Annotated in this window: 19 protein-coding genes; 9 read left to right on the forward strand and 10 right to left on the reverse strand. The window is 49.6% G+C overall.

The annotated features are described in order from the left end of the window. Window positions 1–35 precede the first annotated feature (35 nt). From sufB to IM638_00200, 7 genes are all read left to right on the forward strand, one after another. On the forward strand, window positions 36–1,499 hold the full coding sequence (gene sufB, locus IM638_00170; GenBank protein MCA6361425.1) for a Fe-S cluster assembly protein SufB: 1,464 nt from the start codon (window positions 36–38) through the stop codon (window positions 1,497–1,499). A 39-nt stretch (window positions 1,500–1,538) separates the two neighbouring features. Continuing rightward, the gene (gene sufC, locus IM638_00175) at window positions 1,539–2,300 is read left to right on the forward strand and encodes a Fe-S cluster assembly ATPase SufC (GenBank protein ID MCA6361426.1); all 762 of its coding nucleotides are present in this window, start codon (window positions 1,539–1,541) and stop codon (window positions 2,298–2,300) included. After that, the gene (gene sufD, locus IM638_00180; protein ID MCA6361427.1) at window positions 2,297–3,604 is read left to right on the forward strand and encodes a Fe-S cluster assembly protein SufD; all 1,308 of its coding nucleotides are present in this window, start codon (window positions 2,297–2,299) and stop codon (window positions 3,602–3,604) included. The genes sufC and sufD overlap by 4 nt, the downstream gene beginning before the upstream one ends. 5 nt (window positions 3,605–3,609) lie before the next feature. Next, window positions 3,610–4,884, forward strand: coding sequence for a cysteine desulfurase (locus IM638_00185; GenBank protein MCA6361428.1), 1,275 nt, complete (start codon window positions 3,610–3,612; stop codon window positions 4,882–4,884). 2 nt (window positions 4,885–4,886) lie between these two features. Next, window positions 4,887–5,309 (forward strand): SufE family protein, encoded by a 423-nt coding sequence (locus tag IM638_00190; GenBank protein MCA6361429.1) that lies wholly within the window; start codon window positions 4,887–4,889, stop codon window positions 5,307–5,309. Window positions 5,310–5,324: 15 nt separating this feature from the next. Then, window positions 5,325–5,654: an SUF system Fe-S cluster assembly protein gene (locus IM638_00195; protein ID MCA6361430.1), complete on the forward strand. Its 330-nt coding sequence runs from the start codon at window positions 5,325–5,327 to the stop codon at window positions 5,652–5,654. A gap of 96 nt (window positions 5,655–5,750) precedes the next feature. After that, window positions 5,751–6,275 (forward strand): DUF2480 family protein, encoded by a 525-nt coding sequence (locus IM638_00200; protein ID MCA6361431.1) that lies wholly within the window; start codon window positions 5,751–5,753, stop codon window positions 6,273–6,275. A gap of 130 nt (window positions 6,276–6,405) precedes the next feature. On the opposite strand, the gene IM638_00205 is transcribed toward IM638_00200, so the two are convergent. The 4 genes from IM638_00205 to IM638_00220 form a co-directional block, all read right to left on the reverse strand. Beyond that, entirely contained in the window at window positions 6,406–8,022 is a 1,617-nt protein-coding gene (locus IM638_00205) for a T9SS type A sorting domain-containing protein (GenBank protein ID MCA6361432.1), read from the reverse strand. A 78-nt stretch (window positions 8,023–8,100) separates the two neighbouring features. After that, complete coding sequence (locus tag IM638_00210; protein MCA6361433.1) at window positions 8,101–9,918, reverse strand: T9SS type A sorting domain-containing protein; 1,818 nt, start codon at window positions 9,916–9,918, stop codon at window positions 8,101–8,103. Between the two features lie 374 nt (window positions 9,919–10,292). Beyond that, window positions 10,293–12,113: a proprotein convertase P-domain-containing protein gene (locus IM638_00215; GenBank protein ID MCA6361434.1), complete on the reverse strand. Its 1,821-nt coding sequence runs from the start codon at window positions 12,111–12,113 to the stop codon at window positions 10,293–10,295. A 95-nt stretch (window positions 12,114–12,208) separates the two neighbouring features. After that, window positions 12,209–14,104 carry a class II glutamine amidotransferase gene (locus IM638_00220; protein ID MCA6361435.1) on the reverse strand — a complete coding sequence of 632 codons (1,896 nt, stop codon included), beginning with the start codon at window positions 14,102–14,104 and terminating at the stop codon, window positions 12,209–12,211. A gap of 228 nt (window positions 14,105–14,332) precedes the next feature. On the opposite strand from IM638_00220, the gene IM638_00225 reads away from it, so the two are divergent. Beyond that, window positions 14,333–15,352, forward strand: coding sequence for an amidohydrolase (locus IM638_00225; GenBank protein MCA6361436.1), 1,020 nt, complete (start codon window positions 14,333–14,335; stop codon window positions 15,350–15,352). Window positions 15,353–15,581: 229 nt separating this feature from the next. On the opposite strand, the gene IM638_00230 is transcribed toward IM638_00225, so the two are convergent. After that, the gene (locus IM638_00230; GenBank protein MCA6361437.1) at window positions 15,582–16,109 is read right to left on the reverse strand and encodes a 3-hydroxyanthranilate 3,4-dioxygenase; all 528 of its coding nucleotides are present in this window, start codon (window positions 16,107–16,109) and stop codon (window positions 15,582–15,584) included. A 259-nt stretch (window positions 16,110–16,368) separates the two neighbouring features. Here IM638_00230 and IM638_00235 point away from each other — a divergent pair, with 259 nt between their 5' ends. Beyond that, window positions 16,369–17,151, forward strand: a complete 783-nt coding sequence (locus tag IM638_00235) for an SDR family oxidoreductase (protein ID MCA6361438.1) — start codon at window positions 16,369–16,371, stop codon at window positions 17,149–17,151. 94 nt (window positions 17,152–17,245) lie between these two features. Here the strand turns inward: IM638_00235 and IM638_00240 are convergent, their stop codons facing one another. The 5 genes from IM638_00240 to meaB all read right to left on the reverse strand — a co-directional run bounded on the left by IM638_00240 (window position 17,246) and on the right by meaB (window position 23,873). After that, a complete protein-coding gene (locus IM638_00240; GenBank protein ID MCA6361439.1) occupies window positions 17,246–18,121 on the reverse strand; it encodes a patatin-like phospholipase family protein in 876 nt (291 codons plus the stop codon). A gap of 268 nt (window positions 18,122–18,389) precedes the next feature. Beyond that, window positions 18,390–21,611 (reverse strand): PAS domain S-box protein, encoded by a 3,222-nt coding sequence (locus tag IM638_00245; GenBank protein MCA6361440.1) that lies wholly within the window; start codon window positions 21,609–21,611, stop codon window positions 18,390–18,392. 206 nt (window positions 21,612–21,817) lie between these two features. Then, a complete protein-coding gene (locus tag IM638_00250) occupies window positions 21,818–22,021 on the reverse strand; it encodes a hypothetical protein (protein ID MCA6361441.1) in 204 nt (67 codons plus the stop codon). A gap of 165 nt (window positions 22,022–22,186) precedes the next feature. After that, window positions 22,187–22,879 (reverse strand): response regulator transcription factor, encoded by a 693-nt coding sequence (locus IM638_00255; protein MCA6361442.1) that lies wholly within the window; start codon window positions 22,877–22,879, stop codon window positions 22,187–22,189. 82 nt (window positions 22,880–22,961) lie between these two features. Next, window positions 22,962–23,873 (reverse strand): methylmalonyl Co-A mutase-associated GTPase MeaB, encoded by a 912-nt coding sequence (gene meaB / locus IM638_00260; GenBank protein MCA6361443.1) that lies wholly within the window; start codon window positions 23,871–23,873, stop codon window positions 22,962–22,964. Window positions 23,874–23,887: the final 14 nt, after the last annotated feature.

The raw sequence follows: 23,887 nt of genomic DNA on the forward strand, positions 1-23,887 counted from the left end.
ACTGTTTCTATAGCGATCACATCTAGCACACCACTATGGCTGCTGAACAAAATCCGGTTCTCGAAGAACATATTTCCTCCGAATACAAATACGGCTTTGTATCGGATATTGATACTGAGTTTGCCCCGCTCGGACTCAACGAAGATATTGTGCGTTTCATCTCGGCCAAGAAAAACGAGCCGGAATGGATGCTCGAATATCGTCTTAAAGCCTTCCGCCACTGGCTCACACTCGAAGAGCCGAAGCATTGGGCGCATCTCGATTATCCTTCCATCGACTTTCAGTCCATCAGCTACTACGCGGCGCCCAAGAAAAAAGCAACCGTAGGGAGCCTCGAAGAAGTGGATCCCGAGCTGCTCAAAACCTTTGAAAAGCTCGGCATTTCGCTCGAAGAGCAGAAACGCCTCGTGGGGGTGGAGTCGAAAATTGCCGTGGATGCGGTGATAGACAGCGTATCGGTAAAAACTACCTTTAAGGAAGTGCTGGCCGAAAAAGGCATCATCTTCTGCTCGTTCAGCGAAGCCGTGCAGGATCACCCCGAACTGGTGCGCCAGTACATGGGCTCGGTGGTGCCTTATACCGATAACTACTACGCTGCACTAAACTCAGCCGTGTTCAGCGACGGTTCGTTCTGCTACATTCCCAAAGGCGTGCGCTGCCCGATGGAACTTTCCACCTATTTCCGCATCAACTCGGCCGGAACCGGTCAGTTTGAACGCACACTTATTGTGGCCGACGAAGGCGCTTACGTGAGCTACCTCGAAGGTTGCACCGCCCCGCAGCGCGACGAAAACCAGCTGCATGCGGCCGTGGTGGAAATTGTGGCCCAGCGCGACGGTGAAGTGAAATACTCAACCGTGCAAAACTGGTATCCCGGCGATAAAGAAGGCCGTGGCGGTATTTACAACTTTGTCACCAAGCGTGGCATTTGCCTCGGTGCCAATTCAAAAATTTCGTGGACTCAGGTAGAAACCGGTTCGGCCATTACCTGGAAGTATCCTTCGGTAATCCTGAAAGGCGATAATTCGGTAGGCGAATTTTACTCGGTAGCTGTTACCAACAACATGCAGCAGGCCGACACCGGTACCAAAATGATTCACCTGGGCCGCAACACGCGCAGCACCATTATTTCAAAAGGTATTTCGGCCGGTTTCAGCAACAACAGCTACCGCGGATTAGTGCGTATTGCCAAAGGCGCCAAAAATGCGCGCAACTTCTCGCAGTGCGATTCGCTGCTGATGGGCGATAAATGCGGTGCGCACACATTCCCCTACATCGAAATAAACGATAAGTCGGGCATTGTGGAGCACGAAGCCACCACTTCGAAAATTGGCGAAGACCAGATTTTCTATTGCAACCAGCGCGGCATTGATACCGAAAAAGCAATCGGTCTTATTGTAAACGGCTATTGCCGCGAAGTGCTCAACCAGCTTCCCATGGAGTTTGCCGTGGAAGCACAAAAACTGCTTTCGGTAAGCCTCGAAGGCAGTGTGGGTTAATTCATTCATCGTTACAAACGCATCCGCATATTCATAATCATGATTACCATAAACAATCTCCACGCTTCTGTTGAAGGAAAAGAAATTCTTCGCGGACTCAATCTCGAAGTGAAACCGGGCGAAGTGCATGCCATTATGGGCCCCAACGGCTCGGGCAAAAGTACACTTGCTTCGGTACTCGCCGGCCGCGAAGAGTATGAAGTGACACAGGGCAGTGTTTCATTCAACGGCAAAGATCTCCTCGAACTTTCGCCCGAAGACCGCGCCCGCGAAGGACTGTTTCTCGCCTTCCAGTATCCGGTAGAAATTCCGGGTGTGAGCAACATCAACTTCCTCAAAACAGCCATCAACGAAATTCGCGAATACAAAGGCGAAGGCCCCATGGAAGCGAAAGACTTTCTGGCGCTGGTGAAAGAGAAGCAGAAGCTGGTGGAGCTTGATGGTAAACTTGCCGGCCGTTCGGTAAACGAAGGTTTCAGCGGTGGTGAGAAAAAACGCAACGAAATTTTCCAGATGGCCATGCTCGAACCGAAACTGGCTATTCTCGATGAAACCGATTCGGGTCTTGATATTGATGCGCTGCGCATTGTAGCCAACGGTGTAAACAAACTCCGCAGCCCCGAACGTTCGTTTATTGTGGTTACACACTACCAGCGCCTGCTCGATTATATTGTGCCCGATGTGGTGCATGTACTCTGGAACGGCCGCATTGTAAAGTCGGGCCCGAAAGAACTGGCGCTTGAGCTTGAAGAAAAAGGCTACGACTGGATTAAGGCAGAAGCAAATACAGTTGAGGCATGAGTACAGCCACACAAGCCATGACACTGAAAGAGCAGCTGCTGGAAAAGTTTGAAACCGAACTTCCCTCGCTGTTCGGCGAGGCCGCACTGCGCCGCTCGGCTGCACAACAGTTTGCAGCCACAGGTTTTCCTACACGTAAATCGGAAGACTACAAATACATCAACCCTGATGCCGTGCTTAAAAAAGGCTTCGGCACACGGGTAGCTGCTTTCCGCGATGTAACAGCCGAAGATGTGGCCGAACTTTCGCCGGTAAAAGAAGCAATGGTATTTGTGGTGATCAACGGTCACTTTGTACCTGATCTTTCGTTTGCAGGCGAACTGCCCGAAGGACTTACCGTTGAATCCATTGCCGATGCAGTAGTTTCTGATCCGGCTGCAAAAGCACACTACGCCGAACTGGCCGACAGTGCCGCCGATCCGTTTATTGCCATAAATACAGCACTGGCCGACAGCGGGTTATTTGTACATATCGACAAAGATGCGGTGGTGGAGAAGCCGGTGCATATTCTGCACATTGCCACCAACGAGGTTTCGGCCTTCCTGCAGCCACGTCATCTGGTTGTGGCCGAAACAAATTCGAAAGCCACACTCATTGAAACATTCGAAAGCATTGGTCCGGTACGCTCGTTTACAAACGTACTGGCCGAAGTAGTAGTGGCCAACGGCGCCAAGCTCGATCACTACCGCCTGCAAACAGAAAACGAAGCCGGTTACCTGCTCAGTACTGTGCAGGCACATGTATCGGCCGATGCGCTTTACAATACCTACACCTTTACCACCGGCGGTGCATTTGTGCGCAACAACCTGAATGTGGAAATTGCCGGTGAGCATGCCGAAGCACATCTCTACGGACTGTATCTGCCTTATGGCAATGCCGTGGTGGATAACCACACGCTGGTTGACCATCAGGTGCCCAACTGCATGAGCAATGAGTTGTATAAGGGTGTAATGAGCGACCGCTCGCTGGCTGTGTTTAACGGAAAGATTTTTGTACAGCGCGATGCGCAGAAGACCAATGCGTTTCAGAACAACAAAAATATTCTGCTCAGCGACGATGCTTCGATAAACACCAAGCCGCAGCTTGAAATTTATGCCGATGATGTAAAATGCAGTCACGGCACATCAACCGGCCGCATGGATGAAGAAGCCTTGTTTTACCTGCGCGCACGCGGCATTGGCGAAGAAAGCGCACGCAAGCTGCTGGTAAACGCATTTGCCGAAGAAGTGGTAAATGCCGTGCCGCACGACGAGCTTCGTAATTACATTGATACACTTATTGCCCGCCGTATGGGCGCCATTTAATACGTATGCACGTGTCTGCCGAAAACGAAATCACCGCCGCCGCTGCTTTTGATGTGCAGCGCTTCCGTGCCGATTTTCCTATACTCGGTCGTCATGTGCATGTTACTGCAAAATCGCCCGGCAGGCCGCTGGTGTATCTTGATAATGGTGCCACCACACAAAAGCCGCAGCAGGTAATTGACGCGCTTATAAAATACTACACACATTATAATGCCAACATTCACCGCGGTGTACACGCGCTTAGTCAGGAAGCTTCCGCAGCCTACGAAGCAGCGCGCGTTACCGTGGCCGGCTTTGTAAATGCATCATCGGCGCAGGAAATAATTTTTACGCGCGGCACCACAGAAAGCGTGAACCTTGTAGCGCATGCCTACCTGCGTAACCGCCTGCAGCCGGGCGATGAAGTGCTTATTACCGGCATGGAACATCACTCAAACATTGTTCCGTGGCAATTGGTATGCGAAGAAAAAGGCGCTGTGCTCAAAGTAGTACCCGTTACCGATAACGGTGAGCTGGACTACGAAGCGGCGGCCGGGATGCTTTCATCGCGCACTAAATTATTTGCGTTTACCCATGTGTCAAATACGCTGGGCACGGTAAACGATGTGCAGCGGCTTACTGCCATGGCACATGCGCAGCAGATACCGGTACTGGTTGATGGCGCTCAGGCTGCGCCGCATCTGCGTGTAAACGTACAGGAAATCGGCTGCGATTTCTACTGCTTCTCGGCGCACAAAACATACGGCCCCACGGGCATTGGTATGTTGTATGTGCGTGGTGAAATGATGAATAAATTGCAGCCCTATCAGGGCGGTGGCGGAATTATTTCGCACGTTACGTTTGAGAAAACGACTTATGTGGAAGGCCCGCTGCGCTTTGAAGCCGGTACACCAAATATAGAAGGCGCCATTGGTTTTGCCACCGCACTCGATTATATGAATGCGGTGGGCGTAGAAGCCATTGCCGCGCATGAACACGATTTGCTGACCTACACCACTGCACAGCTTGAGCAGATTGAAGGCATGCGTATCATTGGCACAGCGCCGCATAAAGCCGGAGTCATTTCGTTTGTGGTGGGCAATCTGCATCCTTATGATGTGGGCACCATTCTCGACCAGCAGGGCGTAGCGGTGCGTACAGGCCACCACTGCACACAGCCGCTTATGCAGCGCTTTGGTGTGCCTGGTACTGTGCGTGCGTCGTTTGGTTTGTATAATACCCGCAGCGATGCGGATGTGTTTATTGCAGCGTTGCACAAGGCGCTTAAAATGCTTGCGTAATTATGAGCATACACGAACAGGAAGAAGAAATTATCGGCGAATTTGAAATGTTCGATCAGTGGGACGATAAGTACCAGTATCTGATCGATATGGGAAAATCGCTTGCTCCGTTGTCAGATGAACTCAAAACCGATGACCGTTTGATACGCGGCTGTCAGAGTCGTGTATGGCTGCACAGCGAACTGAAAGACGGCAAAGTAACCTTTGCGGCCGACAGTGATGCAATAATTACCAAAGGCATTGTGGCGCTTATGGTGCGTGTGCTTTCGGGCCACACACCCAAAGAAATTACGGAGGCACAACTGCCTTTTATTGATACAATCGGTCTGAAAGAACATTTGTCGCCCACGCGCGCAAACGGACTGGTGGCCATGATTAAACAGATGAAAATGGATGCGCTTGTACTTCAGGCCAAAGCATCCTGATCAAATATTTCGCTTATGTCGGCAATCATTATTTCAAAAGATACGGACCTTGCGCAGCGCATCATTGATGCCATTAAAACGTGCTATGATCCTGAGATTCCGGTTGACATCTGGGAGCTTGGTCTCATTTACGAGATTAATGTCAATGACGAAAAAGAAGTGAGTGTACGTATGACGCTCACATCGCCCAACTGCCCGGCTGCTGAGTCGCTGCCGGCAGAAGTGGAACAACGTGTGAAAGAAGTGGAAGGGGTGAAGGAAGGGAAAGTGGAAATTACGTTTGAGCCACCGTGGGAAAAAGACATGATGAGCGAAGTGGCACAGCTGGAGCTTGGATTTATGTAACTATTGGGTGGAACGACAGGCTCACCAACCAATAGCAAAGTACACAACCCCGGGTCGGTGAGCTTGTCGAACCGAACCCGGTAGTACAATGTTACAATGGAAAACGAAATTGTAAATCGCGTTGCACAGAGCGGACTTATCACCATTGATCTTGGAGAGTGGTATCCTGCGGGCGAACGTAAAGTCATCGACATTAAAGACCAGTTGTTTCAGGGTTTGATTTTGCGTGAGAAGGATTTCCGCGAATACATTAAAACCAACAACTGGGCGCAGTATCAGGATGCGTTTGTAGCCGTGCATTGCAGTGCCGATGCCATTATTCCCGATTGGGCATGGATGCTGCTTTCGGTTTCGCTGGCGCCGTTTGCAAAGAAAATTGTGTTTGGCAATTTAGAAATGCTTGAAACGGTGCTTTACAGTGAAATACTCTCCAACTTTGATATTGCACAATACAAAGATGCCCGCGTAGTGGTAAAAGGCTGTGGCGATAAGCCGGTGCCGCTTACGGCGTATGTAGAACTTACACGTATGCTGCAACCCGTGGTGAAAAGTCTGATGTATGGTGAGCCGTGTTCGACCGTACCGGTGTATAAGCAGCCGAAACTAACCGGCACCTCATGATATAGCTGGTGGTAGATTACTTCGATGGGCTTTTACCGCCTCAACTAAATTTATCATTTATTATAATATTAAAGCAAAGAAGCTGTCTCTTCCTTTTGAGACAGCTTCTTTGCTTTGAGTTGATTTCTGGTTAATGCTGCACCGCTACATTCCGGTTTTCAACAGTACCGTCGTTGTTATGAATAATGAACAGATAAATACCATTATTCAGGTGCGAAGTGGAGAACGTAACAGCTGTTCCATTTTCCGGACGAATACGCTCAATGAGCTGTCCGTTGAAAGAATAGATTTCAATCTGTGTAATTTCTTTTTGTTCAGCCGCATTGATCTGAATATAATCGTTTGATGGATTAGGGGCAATAAGCGAAGAAGAACCAATTCGGGAAAGTGTTTGATTATTCGATTCGGTTTCATTTTGTGCGAATGTCTGGCATTGAGCGGTTTGAGTAAGTAAATAACTAACTGTAGCGTAGGTCATATTCATCAGCACAGGATCATTAAGTTTCCATGCAGGGGTTATTGTTGTTACCGGAACCGTAATCGACTTTGGGAGTGAAGTGATCGAACTGTGGCAATTAGTTGCTGTGCTGTTTACATCTGTTCGGAGGTTGTAGAGTACATTAACAGAATTATCACATAAGGCTGTAAATATCCGTTGCGAAGCACTGCAGTATATTCCATACGGCTTTACATTTGATCCGGTTGTGGAATAGCTGGATAGACTGGTTAATGAAGCTGTGCTTGTATTGAACAGGAATTGTTGGGGTTGTGAGTTTGTGGCGTTTGTACTTCCAATCAGCAGATAATTCGAACGAAAATCAACAGATACAATTTTTAGCATGGAATAGTTATACGTGCTGGCGTTGTTTACCGTGAAGCCACTTCCGGTGTCTGTAACTCTCATTAATACAAGCGGTGAGGTAGAATTAAGGGAGTTGTTCATATCGCACGAAAGCCACAGGGTTGTTCCCGATGCTTTCACATAACAATGTGCCGGAGTTAAGCTCGATGTACTGTAAGCAAACTGATAAATATTATTTGGAGTAAGAATATTATCAACAAAGAACCTTTTTGTTCCCTGAAATTCAGTTACACCTGAAACATAAATATGTGTATTATCCACATACTCAATATCATTGGGGTATTTATTGATGCCAGTTTTGGCGGACGCGTCAATTGCAAACGTATTCACACTTCCGTTCATTACGTTTATTTTTAAAAAACCAAATGATCTGACGCTGGTGGAAAAAGCGCTAGTCACGGTCGATTCAGTTAGTAAATAACAAAACAGACCACCATCGTAAACAATGTCAACAGGAATCGCATCCTGATACAAATTGATTCCGGTAATATTCGTTTTAGCAAAACCGAAACTATATAATACCACACCCGTATTTGAATATACCAGCGTGTAGTAAATATTATCCCGGTCCTGTCCAACAACCATCTGCATGTTGCCTACCTGAGCCATAGCCACCGGATGATATCTGTTGAGTGCACCTCCGTTTAAGTCAATGCCAAATCCGGCTAAAAGTGCCCCGTTAGATTCATTGAAGTTCATCAATGCAAATCCTGAAGTTTTATCCATCAGTACGGTCGGGTTATTGATCCCGCTGTTCCATTCTGTTTCTATCACTTCATTAATTTGTCCGGCAGATGCACCGGTTACTGCATTTACATAACGCTGGGCGGATAAGCCCAATGCAATGCAACTGCATACTGCGAGTAACGTCAGTTTGTTTTTCATCGTTTTTGTGTTGAGTTAAAAAAGACCGAAAGGTTTTTCCCTTCAGTTTATCGTGAATACTTCCGTACGAAACATATATCAGTGCTGATACACAAGCCGTGTTACCAAGGTGCGCTCATCACTAATTAAACGAACGATATATACCCCCTGACTGATTCCCAGCTGTTCAAAGTCGAGGGTAAAACTGTTCCATCCGCGCTGTACATTTGATTCAGCCTGAGCATATACTACCTCACCATTTAAATTGAGTAGCGAAAGCTGGCATTTACCAGCAGAAGTTTGCAGGTGTGTAATTTCGGCAACCGATTGTGTGGGGTTGGGATACACTTTCAAGGCTCGCTGGCTGTAGTCGCTGCTTTCTTCAATGCCGGTAATTACTATTGTTTGCGTGGTTGTGTAACTGCCGCACGGATTAGTTTGTGTGAGCGTAATTGTGTAGGTTCCCGGTGCTGAATAAGTATGTGTGGCAGGATTATTTATAGTATCTGTATGGCCGTCGCCAAAATCCCAGATAAATCCGGTTAAATCAGAATTGTTATTGGAGGCTATGATAGCCGATCCGGAAATTGAAACGGAAAAGCTGCTGGTAATGGCCGACGACTGCATGTTTAAACTTACAGGAACGGCAACCCAGTTGTTGTTGTTATTTGATTCGATGAAATTGTTGTCGGGGTCGGTAATTGAAACGAGGTAATAATTACCGTTGCATACACCGGTAAGATCAATATTCATATCGGGCAATGCCTGACCGTATATATCCAGTTTCCCGGTATAAATTCCCTGATCCATACCACAGCCGCTTACTTCACCAAAGGGTGCATTCGGGATATCATTCATGGTAAGAATATTTCCCGCACTGTCACGGCAATACCCCGGATTGTTTGTGCAATCACCAAGATTTACAAGACAGAAACTAACCTTTGAGCCTGATTTTACAATCGGCCAGGTAGTCGCATCTGGATTTGATGTAGGTGTGCGCAATGTAAACCACGACCAGTTATTGATGTGTATATGTCCGTGCGTGGGGTGATAACTCATTGTAGCGCCTGTGAGCGTATCGTATGAAGTAATTGAAGCCCCGTTTTTGTGATAAATGCGCTGAAGAAGTTTTTCGGTTGGCGGGTTTCCGTCCGGACAAATGGTGGTTGAGCAGGGTACACTAACCGTGTCGCAGTAGCACAGCCCAGAACTATGTATTTCCATCGGCCCCCAGCCGATATTGGGTGTGGCATTGCTCAGCGTAAGCAAGCCCGGAAACTCGGTATGCTCGGCCTGAATAATATCGGCTGAGGCTGTCATGTCGGGAAGCAGATCGCAATCGCTGCTTCCGTCGGGGCAAACGCATGAATTACCATTTAATATTCCGCAAGGCCCAACGGCAAGCGAGTCGTTCGGAGGATTACTGCAAAAGAGAATTGCTCCGTAAACAATGTATCCCTCTGCGGTGGGTACTTCATCCTTCACGCATAGAAACCAGGTTCCGTTTGGATTCTGCCCCGTGTTAAAATAGTTCAGGCTGTTTTCAGGAATGTAGGTGTTTGAAAAAGGGCTCGAACCATTGGCAATTTGTGTAATTCCCGAATTGGATAAACAGGTGCCCTGATAGCTTGTTCCCGTTCCGCCCTGGTTGTTGATGAGCTTTACCGTGTCGCCCGCAGGCGAAACCATACTCACGTCCAGATTACCAATGTTGGCGTGATTAATACTAAAGCACACGGTGCAAATACCAAAACTACTGTCGGTGCTACCAGGTAAACCACTTACCACAATAGGTAAACAGGTTTGCTGATTATCATGAATACTGTCGCCTGAATTGCTAAAAAACGACTGTGCATTTGCTTCTGTATAGCAGATGCAAAACAGCCCTGCGAGGCTAACGAGGATCTTGTGTAGCATAATTTAAGTACTGAGCACGATGAAGGTAATTCTGCACCACAGGGTGTGAGTGGCAGATGTATATTCGTGGGCTTCGGCTGTATATTCGTTGTGCTTAAATGTATTTTTGTAGGCAACACAGTAGGGCTACATCTGCCTTTTAAGTCCCAGGCTATAGATGCCTGATGGCACGCGGGCAGTTTAATAATGCAAATATGAAACAACCACAAGCGGGAAATCGTTGCGTGTAACCAACACACCTATACTGTAACGAACGGTAAATACAAAGTAACTAACGGCTATACAGCAGCAAAGAAGGCTGCCTCAAAAGTGTGAGACAGCCTCCTTTTATTAACGTACTATTTCAATGCTAAATTTCTAACCGGCTCAATGCACTACCGGCTCAGCACCACCCGCTTCACAGCCGAGTAATTGCCGGCCGATACACGCACAAGGTAGCTTCCGTTTGCAAGCCCCGCTGCATCCAGATCAAGCGGCAGGGTGTATTTTCCGGCGGGCATACGTTGCTGCACATTCAGCACACGCTGGCCAAGTACATCAAACAACTCCACGTGCATCATTTCTCCATCCGGTAGTATGCCGCTGAGCTGCACAATGCCCGGTGTGGGATTGGGCGCCACCTGCAGCAACTGTTCGTTGAAGCCTTCCGTTTCGCCAATGCCGGTAATGGTCACAACCTGCGTGGAGGTGTAGCTGCCACAGCCGTTTATTTGCGTAAGCGTAATGGTGTATGTGCCCGGCTGCGCATACACGTGTGTGGCCGGATTGTTAAGCGTGTCGGTATTGCCGTCGCCGAAATCCCATTCAAAGCCCAGCAGGTCGGTGTTGTTGTTGTTTACTACTACCGCAGTGCCGCTCTGGCTCATATTGAAACCGGTACTGATGGGGTTTGACTGCAGGTTGAGGGTAATGGGCACGGCAACCCAGTTGTTTTCGTCGTTTGTTTCGAGGAAGTTGTTGTCGGGATCAGTTTCTGATACGACGTAGTAGCTGCCGTTGCACACGCCGGTTAAATCAATATGCATATCGGGCAGGCCGGAACTGTAAATGTCGAGCATGCCGGTGTAAATTCCCTGTTCGGTGCCGCAGCCGCTTACGCGGCCAAACGGGGCATTGGGAATACTATCCATGGTTAGTACATTGTTGAGTGTGTCGCGGCACCAGCCGTTGTTGCTTGTGCAATCGCCAAGGTTGATGAGGCAGAAGCTGATTTTTGATCCGCGCGCCACAATGGGCCAGTTGCGTGCATCGGGTTCGTTGGGGTCAAATGTGCGTAGCGTAAACTCCGACCAGTTGTTCACATGTACGTGCCCGTGCGAAGGGTGATTGCTCATGCGTCCCTGTGTGAGGGTGTCGTAGTAAGTAATTACGCCATTGTTTTTGTGATAGATGCGCTGGTAAAGTTGCTGTGTAGGTTGTCCGCCGTTGGGGCATACGCTGGTGGTGCAGTTTACCGGCACGGTATCGCACCAGCAGAAGTTTGAAGCGCGTATTTCCATGGGCCCCCAGCCAATATTGGGTGTGGCGTTGCCCACGCGTATAATGCCCGGCTGCTCCTGATGATCCTGAATAATGTAATCGTAAGAAGCCGTCATGTCGGGCAACAGGTCGCAGTTAGTTGAAAAGCCGTCGGGACAAAAGCAGTTACCGCCGTTGTAGTAGTCGCACGGGCCGGGCATTTGCGGCGGATCGGGCGGCGGGTTATTGCAGAAGGTGAGTGAGGCCTGCACAATCATTCCCGTATCATTCGGAGCCTCATCACGTATGCCAAAACGCCATGTGCCGTTGGGGTTTTGCCCCTGATTGTAATAGTTCAGGCTCACTTCCGGAATGAATGTGCCGGTAAACGGGGCCTGTCCAAGCAGTACCGATGTAGTGGCCGCCATGTTCAGGCAGGTGCCGCTGTAATTGTTGCCGCCGCCGCCCTGGTTATTGATGAGCCTGATTGAGTCGCCGGCAGGAGAAATCACATACACATCAAGATCGCCAATGTAGCTGTGTGCTACATCAAAACAAACCGTGCATAAGCCAAACGTACTGTCGAGCGTATTGGGGAGGCCGCTTACGTTAATGGTGGTGAAGTGGTACTGATTATCCTGAATAGGTGCAGTAGCTGTGCTGCTGAACGTTTGTGCATGCAGCGTTGCGGTAACTGCAAGCAGGAGAATACAAAGAATGCGGAGGCGTTTTTTCATGAGTCTGGGAGTTTGACTTAATCAAGATATGAAAAAAAACATCCGGCCTGTAAAAGCCGGATGCAAACTGTATAAACAAAACAGAATTTGAAGCCTTAATACGCCCGCACGTTTTTACCTTCCATGTAATTCATAAAGGCTCTGTTTACTACGCGGTTGCCACCCGGCGTGGGATAATCGCCGGTAAAATACCAGTCGCCGGTGTGGCCGGGGCAGGCATTGTGCAGGCCTTCAATAGACTGGAACACAATTTCAATGTTGGCATTTACGCCGGCGGGTGTAAGCAATTCGGAGATCTTGGCCGAAACTTCATCGGCGGTAAAGGGTTTGTAAATTTCCTTCACCACATTTACAATCTGCTCGTCAGGTAAATCTTCCTGCGCCTTGGCTTTTTCATACACCTCATCCAGCAAATTTTCGCGGAATGTCTTGCGCAGCAATTCTACGGCAGCCTGAAAGGCAATGAAATCGCCCATTTTGGCCATGTCAATGCCGTAGCAGTCGGGGTAACGAATTTGCGGTGCCGATGATACGATTACAATTTTGCGCGGCTTCAGACGGTCGAGGATTTTGATAATGCTGTGCTTGAGCGTAGTGCCGCGCACAATCGAATCGTCGAGCACCACCAGATTATCGCCGGGTTTTACAATGCCGTAGGTGGTATCATACACGTGCGCCACCATGTCGTCGCGCTGGCGGTCGCTGGTAATGAATGTGCGGAGCTTGGCATCTTTGAGCGCAATTTTCTCAATGCGCGGTTGCATGGAGAGGATGTCTGAAAGCTCCGGCTCGGTCACATTTTTCAGTGAGAGTATTTTGTGGCGTTTTACAGTATTCAGGTAATGGTGCAAACCGTCAACCAGACCGTAAAAGGCAATTTCGGCTGTATTGGGTATGAATGAAAACACGGTATTGTGCAGATCATAATCAACCGTTTTCAGCACCTTGTCGGTAAGCTGGTGGCCGAGGCTTTTGCGTTCGGTGTAAATATCGCGGTCGCTGCCACGCGAAAAGTAAATACGCTCAAACGAGCACGATTTTTTCTCGCGGGGTGTGCGCACCTGTTTCTCGGCGTAGCTGCCGTTTTTCTTGATAATAAGTGCGTGTCCCGGCTTCAGTTCGTTGATGCTGTCGATGGAGACATTGAACGCCGTTTGAATTTGCGGACGTTCGGAAGTTACCACCACCACTTCTTCATCGGCATACCAGAACGCCGGACGGATGCCGTTCGGGTCGCGCAGTACAAACGCATCGCCATGACCAAGCATACCGGCCATGGTGTAACCGCCATCCCATTTCTTGCCGGCGTCTTTCAGTATCTTCTGTATGTCAAGGTGCTCCGCAATGAGTCCGGTAATTTCTTCGTTGCTGTGGCCTTTGCGCTTGAACTCCTGAAAAAGTCCTTCCACTTCCCGGTCAAGGAAGTGACCGATTTTCTCCATCACTGTAACCGTGTCGGCTTTTTCTTTGGGGTGCTGGCCCAGTTCCACCAAATGGTGGAAAAGCTCGTCCACATTGGTAAGGTTAAAGTTGCCGGCCACCACCAGATTGCGGGTAATCCAGTTGTTCTGGCGCAGAAACGGATGGCAGTTTTCCACGCTGTTTCCGCCGTATGTGCCGTAGCGCAGGTGCCCCAGCAATAACTCGCCGCTGAACGCCACGTTTTTCTTAAGCCAGGCCGCATCGGTTATCTTGTCGGGATGTTCGCGCAGCGCATGCTCAAACTTCGTATTGATCTTGCCGAAAATCTCCTTAATTGCAGCCGGATCGGTAGAGCGGTAGCGGCTTATGTAGCGCGTACCCGGTGGCACATCAAATTTTATGGTAGCCACACCCGCGCCGTCCTGCCCCCGGTTGTGCTGCTTTTCCATTAACAAATACAGCTTGTTCAGCCCGTACATGGGCGTGCCGTATTTGTCTATATAATACTGATAGGGTTTAAGCAGGCGGATAAGAGCTATGCCGCACTCGTGTTTGATCTGATCGCTCATGGCGCTTTGCCTTGTTGTTTCTGATGTTACAAGGAAGTGCAAAGTTACGATTTTTATGTGGGTTGTGGTTAATGCAGATTAAGTGCTCCGGCCGTATTTACGGATAGCACTGTTTACCTGCATTATGGATCAATCTTGCGCTCAACTGCAACCGTAGGCTGCTTGATAAAAAGAAAAGTAACCACCGCCGCCGGCACGGTTTCGCCCAAAATCGCCACCTTTGTGTTCATGGCGCATTACTTCACCATCGACATTCACACCCATATTCTTCCCGAACATATTCCCAACTGGAAAGAAAAATTTGGATACGGCGGTTTTATTCAGCTGGATCACTACAAACCCTGCTGCGCACGCATGCTGCGCGACGATGGTAAGTTTTTCCGCGATATTGATGACAATTGCTGGAGCGCCGAAACCCGCATGCGCGAAAGTGATGAACAACTGGTCGATGTACAGGTGCTTTCAACCGTGCCGGTCATGTTCAGCTACTGGGCCAAGCCCGAAGATTGTCTCGAATTATCGAAATTCCTCAACGATCATATTGCCGAAATCGTAACGCGTTATCCTAAACGTTTCGTTGGTCTTGGCACTGTGCCCATGCAGCATACCGAATATGCCATACAGGAATTGCGGCGCTGCAAGGAAATTGGTTTGCGCGGCATTCAGATTGGTACCAATGTAAATCAGCTCAACCTCAACGAGCCGCAGTTTTTCGAGATTTTCGCCGCCTGCCAGGAGCTCGAAATGGCCGTGTTCATTCACCCGTGGGAAATGATGGGCGAGGAAAACATGCAGCGTTACTGGCTGCCGTGGCTGGTAGGCATGCCCGCCGAAACATCACGTGCAATCTGCTCCATGCTCTTTGGCGGTGTATTTGAAAAACTGCCGCATTTGCGGGTGGCCTTTGCCCATGGCGGCGGCTCGTTTCCCGCTACAATCGGTCGTGTACAGCATGGGTTCGACTGCCGGCCTGATCTGGTGGCTATCGACAATCCCGTACCGCCCCGCAACTACCCCGGCCGTTTCTGGATCGACAGCCTTGTGCATGATCCAAAAGTCCTCGAACTGGTGGTCGATCAATTTGGCGCAAACCGCGTAGCCCTGGGCAGCGACTATCCTTTCCCCCTCGGCGAAAACCGCCCCGGCGAACTCATCCGCAGCATGCCCTGGCCCGACGAAAAGAAAAACATGCTGCTGCATGGCGCCGCTCTGGAATGGCTCGCGCTGGATAAAAGCTTTTTCGCGTAGCGTCTCCGGTGGCGCCCGGCTCCCTCCCCAGCTCCCTCCCCAGCTCACTCCCCGGGCGCGAACCTCGCGCCCCACCGCACAGCCCCACCGCACAGCCCCACCGCACAGCCCCACCGCACAGCCCCACCGCACAGCCCCACCACACAGCCCCACCACACAGCCCCACCGCAAAGCCCCACCGCACAGCCCTACCACACAGCCCCATCCAAAAATCCCCCTCCCGCACTCCTCACGCAATCACCGGCGGCGGCTCCATCACATGCCCGCAGGCCTTGCACGTGCGCAGTGCCTCGCTGCCATAAAACTTCGAAAACACTCCCTGAAACTGATTCGCAATATCAGTAAGTACAAAATACTCTTCATACAATTTGGTATTGCATTTCTCGCAAAACCAAAGCAGTCCGTCCTTTTCACCTTCACGGCGCTTACGCTCCATTACAAGCCCTACGGTGTTGGGCCCGCGCATCGGGTTGTGCGGCACGCGCGGCGGAAGCAGAAAAATATCGCCTTCGCGTATCGGCACATCCACCGCTTTGCCGTCTTCCTGTATGCGCACGGTTACATCGCCTTCAAGCTGGTAGAAAAATTCCTCGCTCTCGTTGTAGTGAAAATCCTTGCGCGAGTTCGGCCCGCCTACCACCATCACAATAAACTCAGCGTCTTTATACACCACTTTATTGTTTACCGGCGGTTTAAGCAGGTGGCGGTTTTCTTCTATCCAGACTTTAAAGTTAAACGGACGTGTAATCATGAGCATCTGTTTTTTTGAAGAACGAATATAAACAAGTACCTGCGATTGGGTGCAATTTTGTTTCCTGATAACTGTCAATGAAAGTAAAATGATTTGCAGGAGCGAACCTCACACGCAGTTAAATTCGGTCAGGCTCTTGCTTTCGCTATTGCGGAGAAAGCGCTCAATCAAGGCTAGGAATTCATACCAGCCGTGTTTCAAATTAGCGTCCGTCTGGCAGCTTCGCGGCAACCGTCCGTCAAGGGTTTTCCGGTATCTTTGCCGCATGAATCTCGATCTTACCGGAAAAACAGCATTGGTGTGCGGCAGCACGCAGGGTATTGGCCGCGCGGCTGCGCATGAACTTGCGTTGCTTGGTGCAAACATCGTACTCATGGCGCGCAACCAAGAAAGTTTAAAACAAACGCTCGCCGCGCTTCCCGGCACAGGCCATCACAGCTATATCGTGGCCGATTTTTCGCAGCCCGCGCAGGTGGGTGCAGCGGTGCAGCAGTTTGTAGCGGCCGGTCACACCATTCATATTCTGGTAAACAACACCGGCGGCCCTCCCGGCGGCCCCATTACCGACGCTACGGTTGATGCGTTCGTAGGCGCATTTCAGTCGCACCTGCTGTGCAACCATCTGCTGGCGCAGGCCGTGCTTCCGGGCATGAAAGCTGCGGGTTTCGGCCGCATCATCAATATCATTTCCACCTCCGTAAAACAGCCCCTCAAAGGCCTTGGGGTGTCCAACACCATACGCGCCGCAGTGGGCAACTGGGCCAAAACACTCTCGCTCGAAGTGGCCGCGCACGGCATTACCGTAAACAACGTTTTGCCTGGTGCCACCGCCACACAGCGCCTGCACAGTATTATTGATGCCAAACAGCAAAAAACCGGCCGCCCTGCCGAAGAGCTTGAAGCCGAAATGCTGCACGAAATTCCCGCAGCCCGCTTTGCCCAGCCCGAGGAAGTAGCCGCAGCCGTGGCATTCCTCGCTTCGCCAGCCGCCGCCTACATCAATGGCATCAACGTACCGGTTGACGGCGGCCGCACCGGCTCGCTCTGATTATTTTCAAACAAAAAAACTGGTCGCTAACCTCTACGAGATCTTTAAGATCTCGTAGAGGTATAGTTTGTTTTTTGTTTTTGTTTGGAAATAATCAGGCCGGAATATTCAAAAACTTCGTAGCTGCAGCTACGCCCGAATTAAACAGGGCTGTTTGCTGCTGTGCAGTAAGCCCGAAATCCGTGGCCGACATGCCCAGGTTGTCAATCTGCATCGTGCGCGAAAGATCAGCCGGGTCGTTGAAGAAATTGATGTTCTGCGCGTTCAGTATCGTGTCGAATGTAATCTTTACATATTGTTCCAGATGGTCGTAGCCAAGCGTGTTTGGCGGCTGCGGTGTAAGGTTGGTCAGGAACAGGCCCAGTGTTTGCGGATTGGGCGTTGTACCCGTGTCAAATGTGCGGATAGGGAAATTGAGCACCATGCCGCCGTCCACATAAATATGGTTGTCGGGGTTGTTGTTTGAAAACTGCCAGGCGCGGAAAAAGAGCGGAATAGACATAGATGCACGCACGGCTTCGGCCACTACCACATTGGGCGATGTGGCAAACGAAAATTCGCGCACCGTTCCCAAATTCAGATCGGTAGAAAATACGTGCAGATCCATCATGCCCGCATTTTTAAAATCGGCAAAGGTGGCGGTGGCTGCAAGGCCTTTTCCGGTTATGCGCTGCTGCATCCAGCTTAAAAACGCATCACCTTCGTAGAGCCCGTATTTGGTAGCCACACGCAGCGGATTCAGTCCGTCTTCAAACGATTTGAAGTTGGTGGCGTTTACAATACTTTTTATTTCGGCGGCGGTGTAACGCAGGCTCACCAGTGCTGCTGTAATGGCACCGGCCGATGTGCCTGCCACGCGCTGAATATTTTGTAAAATGTTTTGCTGTTCAAGCACCTGTAGTGCGCCGGCATAGGCAATGCCAAGCACACCGCCACCTTTGAATACCAGATTTTCGTAATTTGTTGCCATGCTGTGTGAGTTTGATTGATTTACAAACAAACCATTTTTGCAGACAACGAAAAAAGGCAGAAATACTTGTTTACCACAAGCGTGAAAAATATTCAGAGCCTGTGTCAATTTTGTTTTTGAGGTTTGTTACGCCCTCATTTTTTGCCAGATTATTCCTCCGCTTGTGAGCGGGGGCGGCCCAAATCGGAGATGATACGGTCAAAAACACCAGTGAAGCAGTTTGAAAAAAGAGCCATGACAAAGCCAAATGATGAAATTTAACAGGCTCTTAGCCCAGTTCGGTCAGGCGTTCACCAATGAGTTTCAGAAAACCCGCTCCAAGCTGGTGCAATTTGCCGGATGCGGCTGCGTCGTGTTGTGGGGAGTTCTTCTCAAGCTGCGCAAGAAAGAGCGCAAATTCTTTATCACCCGCAAGCGATACGGTTGACTTGAGCCGGTGTGCGGCATTTTTCACAGCTGCGGCATCGTTTCGGTTCAGGGCTTCTGTAATGGCGGCTACATCGTCCGGTGCCGATTGCTGCATCAGACTAAGCATTTCAATTTCAAATGCGGTATTTCCTGCAGCCAGCATTTGCAGCGGAGTGCCTGTTTGTTCGGTTTCGTGCAGGTTACTTGCCGCTATCGGATCGGTTTGGCCGCCAAGCTGCCGGGCAATGCGGTAGTAAAGTTCCTGAGCGCGGTAGGGCTTGGAGAGGTAGTCGTTCATGCCTTCTTCCAGACAGCGTTCGCGTTCGGCCTGCGAGGAATGTGCCGTTAGCGCAATTACCGGAAGTGTAAGGCCGAGCTTTTTTCTGATCTGCAGTGTGGTCTCGTGTCCATCAAGCACGGGCATGTTCAGGTCCATCAGCACCAGATCAAAATCGTTTCCCGGCTCGGTAAGTTTGGTAATTGCTTCCTGCCCGTTGCCGGCCAGCGCCGTTTTAAAGCCGAAACTGGTCATCAGGTTAAGCGCCAGCTGCTGGTTGAGCGGATGATCTTCTACCACCAGAATTTTGTACTGCCCCGGATTGGCAAGCTGTACCAGCGCATTGTCCATTTCTTTTACTGCACTTGTACCCACACGGGCTACCGGAAGCAATACGGTAAATTCCGATCCCTGTCCCTCTTCGCTTTTCACCTGTACCGATCCGCCCTGCAGTTCAGCAAGGTCTTTTACAATGGTAAGTCCGAGGCCCGTTCCGCCATAACGGCGCGTCGATTCACTGCTGGCTTGTGTAAATGGTTCAAAAATACGTGCCAGCTTATCGGCCGGAATACCAATGCCGGTGTCGGTTACTTTAAAACAAAGCAGTATCGACTCGTCGGTTTCTTCCTGTATCTGGCAATGCATGCTCACGCGTCCGGCCGGCGTAAATTTTATGGCGTTGCCGGCCAGATTAATCAGTATCTGCCGCAGGCGCAAATCGTCGCCAACCACATACGGAGGCACGTTTTCGGCGCAGGTCCAGTTGAACTCAAGTCCGGCCTCCTGCGCGCGTTGTTGCAGGAGCCGGTAGGTGTCTTTCATGGTTCCGGCCACATTAAAAGGTACGCTGCTGAACTCAATCTTACCCGCCTCAATCCGTGCAAGATCCAGAATATCTGAAATAACGGCAGTCAGTGTTTCACCTGCAATCTTAAGTGCGCCCACATATTCCTGCTGTTCGCTGTTAAGCGGTGTGTTGCCAAGCACGTCGGCAAAACCAATAATGGCATTCATGGGTGTGCGCAGTTCGTGACTAATATTAGCTACAAAACGGTCTTTGGCTACAAGTGTTTCTTCGGCTGTTTTTTTGGCAATACGCAACTCGTTTTCCATGCGGTAACGATCGGTAATGTCCACATTGCTGCACAGAATAAAATCTTCGCCCTGTGCATCTTTCAGCCGTACATTATTAAAGAGCCAGATACTCACCGTGCCATCACGGCGCAGAAGATTAAACAGCCCCGACGCACTGCCGGTTTCGCGTAGTGCTTTCAGGTATTTCGGGAAGTTTTCCTGACTTGTTGCGGTTAGAAATTCGCTGAGGTTGCGGCCAATCAGTTCTTCAGGTTCGTAGCCGCCTGCGTGTGCGCCGGCAGGGTTTACACTCAGCAGCACACCATCCATATCGTGCGTGCCAATGAGGTGCTGCAAATGTTCGAAGAGTTGCCGGTACTGCACTTCCGCCATGCGCATTGACTCTTCAAGCAGTTTGCGCTCGGTAATGTCCTGTATGGTACCAATCATCCGGCGCTTGGAGGCATCGTACTGACCGGTTAAATACATTTTATATTCAATATTCTTCACCACTATGCGCGTATCTATTTCAAAAGGCGATTTGCGGTAGCGGCTGTTGTCAATTACCCGTTTTACAATTATGCGGTCGTCGGGATGTATAAATTCGTAAAAATGTATCGGAGCCAGCAAATCGTTTTTCCGCAGGGCAAGCATCTGGCAAAGTTTGTCTGAGCACTGTATGCGGTTGTCGGCATCAAACCAAACCCAGCTGCCTATTTTTGCCTGATGCTGTGCCACATTCAGCTGCTCCTGGCTCACGCGCAATTCTTCGTCTTTCAGCTTGCGGCTGGTGATGTCTTCCTGAATCGCAATCCAGCGTGTTACCCGTCCGTCATCATCAAGCAACGGAGCTACGTTCAGCTCCATCCATACCGGCGAACCATTGCGCCGGTAGTTCAGAATTTCCTCTACAAACGGCTCCGGATTGAGTTTACGCTGTTCAATGCGCCGCACTGTGGTAAGATCTGTGTCAGGCCCGCGCAGGAACGACGGGTCGCGGCCAATTACTTCCTCCGCAGTAAATCCGGTAATGTCTGTAAATACAGAATTTACCCATTCAATTTTATCGGCCGATGAAGTAATCATCACCGCGGCATTGGCCCGGTTGGCTACCAGCGATAGCAGCTGCTCGTGTGTAAGCTGCTCGGCAAGTTGGGTCTGCCGGTCAATGAGTTGCCTGTTTTCGGCCGATATGCGTTCGTTTTGCTGGCGCAGCGATGAGAAATAACTGCGTGTGGTTTGCGAGAGTCCAAGAATAAGTATATCGCCAAGCAGCAACCGGATAATGAAAATGGAGGTATCTATTTTCGGTTCATCAACCAGCAACGTCCCCAGCAGAGCAATCAGAAAAGTGGCTCCGAGGTAAATGAGCAAACCCCGAAGCGTGCGGAAATACATGCTGCAGATTACAATAATGCCCAGCAGCGTAAGCGTATTGTCGGCATCAAACGAACGGTCAACACAAACCCAAACCGAGAAGCCTATCAGCATGCTCATTGCCAGAAAAGCAAATAGACGCAGCATTCCCCGGCTTATCTGCGGATAAAACGACAACGAAAACAACAGCAGTGCACCAATAAAAATAAAACAGCGCAATACGGCTTCTTCTCCAAACGGAACAAATACGTTATTTATCAGCCCGTCAACCATAATGCCTCCGGCAAGTGCCAGAAATAATATGCGTTCGGCAAATGTGTTTCGGGTAAAAATGAGTTTAAGGAACCCTTTCATTTCAAGACCAATTTAACAAGAACTTCCGGGGATTTCCCCCGTGGTCTTTGTTTATCCGAAATTTGATTGTTTTCGGGTAGTCTGTTTAAACGAAAACTTCGGCTGGCAGGTTTGCTTTACTTGTTAATTAATTTAATAATATCAGCAAATAAAAAAATGGGGCGACCGAAGCCGCCCCTGTCCGGAAGCACAAAACAGCATAACCCCTACACATTTGTTTGCACTTCCGTATCCTTCATTCCTCCCTGTTCCTCCACGAGAAGATTATACATTTCAGCAATTTTTGAATCCGTACAGGTATCAAACCTGAACGTTTCATAGATCGGGTGAAACTGTTTTATCAGCATCACCTGCATATCACGCCGCTGATTGCTCAGCTCTTTGTGATAAAGTGACTCGGTGGATCCCATACTAACTTTGTGCAGTTTCAGATTCATTTTCTTCGCTGACCGAGTAGGGGAGCCGATCATTTACATTGCAAATATGAGAGCATATTTGATATAAAATTCAGAAAACCGACATGTTTTTATCATTTTCCGACCAACGGAAGATTTTGCCGGATGAATGAAAGCGGGTTAGAGCATATTGAGTCGTTTAAACAAATCTTCTTTGTGCGAGCGGCTCACAGGCAACGATTTTCCACCTACGTTTACCGAGTTTTCTTCAATTTCCTGAATCTTATCGAGGCGCACAATGTATGAACGGTGAATGCGGGCGAAATCACGCTGCGGCAAACGGCTTTCTATTGATTTCATGGTAGAAAGTATCGTATGCCTGCCGTCTTTGGTATTAATCTGTACATAGTCAGCCAGGGCTTCTACCCAAATAATTTCATTCATGGGCAGGCGCAAAAAGCGGGTGCCTTCTTTTTTGATAAACAGCGCTTCTTCTTCACCGTCCTGCTGTGTTTTGAGATTGTCCTGAATATTTTGTGCCCTCATTGCCGCTTTCAGAAAGCGTGTGTAGTCAATAGGTTTAAGCAGAAAGTCGGTAACATCGTAGTCAAACGCTTCAGCGGCGTATTCTTTTTTACCGGTAATCAGAATGATCTGAGGAATCTCTTTAAACGTGCGCAAAAAATCCATTCCGCTCATTTCCGGCATTTCCACATCAAGGAATATCAGGTCGATTTTCTGTTTTCTGATCAAGGTAAGTGCCTCAGGAACAGAGGTGCAACTTCCTGAAAGTGTCAGAAAGTCGGTTCGACTGATACATTGCTCAACTACTTTGCGGGCAATTTCATCGTCATCAACAATAAGACAGTTCATGGGTTTTCGATTGTAATGCAATATAGTGAAATGCCACAAACGAAAAATGTGTTTAACGATTGCTTATCTGAAGAAATACGAATTAATCAGTGTTAAAACCGGCAGCGAAGCGGTATAGCTGAAAGGTGCCGTTTTCGAGCTGGCGGCTTATTTCGGCGGTAAGTTCCGGTCTGGATACATTACGCATCCGGTTTCGTTGTATAAGTTTCCAGGCTTTTTCGGCAAAGAGCAGGGCGCGGCGCGGATTGGAAACCGGGCGGTTGCTATGCGCGGTTATTTTTTCGAGTAATTCGTCGATGCCTTCGTTTCGGGCGGCTACGGTTTTAATTACCGGCACTGCCCAGTCTGATGCCGGTCGCTGGTGCAGCAGCTGGTGCAGGTTGCCGGCAAACGTGTGTGCGCCGGTGCGGTCGGCCTTGTTCACCACAAAAATATCGGCAATTTCCATAATGCCCGATTTGATGGCCTGCACATCGTCGCCCGCTTCGGGCACCAGCACCACCACCGTGGTATCGGCCAGGCCGGCAATTTCTACTTCCGACTGGCCCACGCCCACGGTTTCTACAATAACCAGGTCAAAACCGGCCGAGCGCACCACATCGGTAATTTCGAGTGTGGCTGCTGAAAGTCCTCCCAGCGATCCGCGTGTAGCCAGCGAACGGATATATACATTAGGGTTGGTAAAATGCTCGGCCATGCGCAAACGGTCGCCCAGCAGCGAGCCGAAATTGAACGGCGAAGTTGGATCAACCGCAATTACGGCCACTGTTTTGCCCTGCGCGGAGAGCCGGGAAATAAGCGCATTGATGAGCGTACTTTTACCTGCTCCCGGCGGCCCCGTAATACCCGCTACCGGCGAAAGCCTTGTAAGATCAAGCGAGGCAAGCAGTTCGGCAGCGCCGTCAAGATTATTTTCCACCAGCGTTATGGCACGCGCAAGTGCACGGCGGTCACCGTTACGGAGTGCGGAAAGAAGCTGCTGCGGATTGGTCATTTGCAACAAAGGTA

The organism is Bacteroidota bacterium, assembly GCA_020402865.1.
Taxonomy (GTDB): domain Bacteria; phylum Bacteroidota; class Bacteroidia; order Palsa-965; family Palsa-965.

Excerpts from the sequence above, each read along its gene's own strand:
- sufB (MCA6361425.1), top strand. The coding sequence starts at position 36 with ATGGCTGCTGAACAAAATCCGGTTCTCGAAGAACATATTTCCTCCGAA.
- sufC (MCA6361426.1), top strand. The coding sequence starts at position 1,539 with ATGATTACCATAAACAATCTCCACGCTTCTGTTGAAGGAAAAGAAATT.
- sufD (MCA6361427.1), top strand. The coding sequence starts at position 2,297 with ATGAGTACAGCCACACAAGCCATGACACTGAAAGAGCAGCTGCTGGAA.
- IM638_00185 (MCA6361428.1), top strand. The coding sequence starts at position 3,610 with ATGCACGTGTCTGCCGAAAACGAAATCACCGCCGCCGCTGCTTTTGAT.
- IM638_00190 (MCA6361429.1), top strand. The coding sequence starts at position 4,887 with ATGAGCATACACGAACAGGAAGAAGAAATTATCGGCGAATTTGAAATG.
- IM638_00195 (MCA6361430.1), top strand. The coding sequence starts at position 5,325 with ATGTCGGCAATCATTATTTCAAAAGATACGGACCTTGCGCAGCGCATC.
- IM638_00200 (MCA6361431.1), top strand. The coding sequence starts at position 5,751 with ATGGAAAACGAAATTGTAAATCGCGTTGCACAGAGCGGACTTATCACC.
- IM638_00205 (MCA6361432.1), bottom strand. The coding sequence starts at position 8,022 with ATGAAAAACAAACTGACGTTACTCGCAGTATGCAGTTGCATTGCATTG.
- IM638_00210 (MCA6361433.1), bottom strand. The coding sequence starts at position 9,918 with ATGCTACACAAGATCCTCGTTAGCCTCGCAGGGCTGTTTTGCATCTGC.
- IM638_00215 (MCA6361434.1), bottom strand. The coding sequence starts at position 12,113 with ATGAAAAAACGCCTCCGCATTCTTTGTATTCTCCTGCTTGCAGTTACC.
- IM638_00220 (MCA6361435.1), bottom strand. The coding sequence starts at position 14,104 with ATGAGCGATCAGATCAAACACGAGTGCGGCATAGCTCTTATCCGCCTG.
- IM638_00225 (MCA6361436.1), top strand. The coding sequence starts at position 14,333 with ATGGCGCATTACTTCACCATCGACATTCACACCCATATTCTTCCCGAA.
- IM638_00230 (MCA6361437.1), bottom strand. The coding sequence starts at position 16,109 with ATGCTCATGATTACACGTCCGTTTAACTTTAAAGTCTGGATAGAAGAA.
- IM638_00235 (MCA6361438.1), top strand. The coding sequence starts at position 16,369 with ATGAATCTCGATCTTACCGGAAAAACAGCATTGGTGTGCGGCAGCACG.
- IM638_00240 (MCA6361439.1), bottom strand. The coding sequence starts at position 18,121 with ATGGCAACAAATTACGAAAATCTGGTATTCAAAGGTGGCGGTGTGCTT.
- IM638_00245 (MCA6361440.1), bottom strand. The coding sequence starts at position 21,611 with ATGAAAGGGTTCCTTAAACTCATTTTTACCCGAAACACATTTGCCGAA.
- IM638_00250 (MCA6361441.1), bottom strand. The coding sequence starts at position 22,021 with ATGGGATCCACCGAGTCACTTTATCACAAAGAGCTGAGCAATCAGCGG.
- IM638_00255 (MCA6361442.1), bottom strand. The coding sequence starts at position 22,879 with ATGAACTGTCTTATTGTTGATGACGATGAAATTGCCCGCAAAGTAGTT.
- meaB (MCA6361443.1), bottom strand. The coding sequence starts at position 23,873 with ATGACCAATCCGCAGCAGCTTCTTTCCGCACTCCGTAACGGTGACCGC.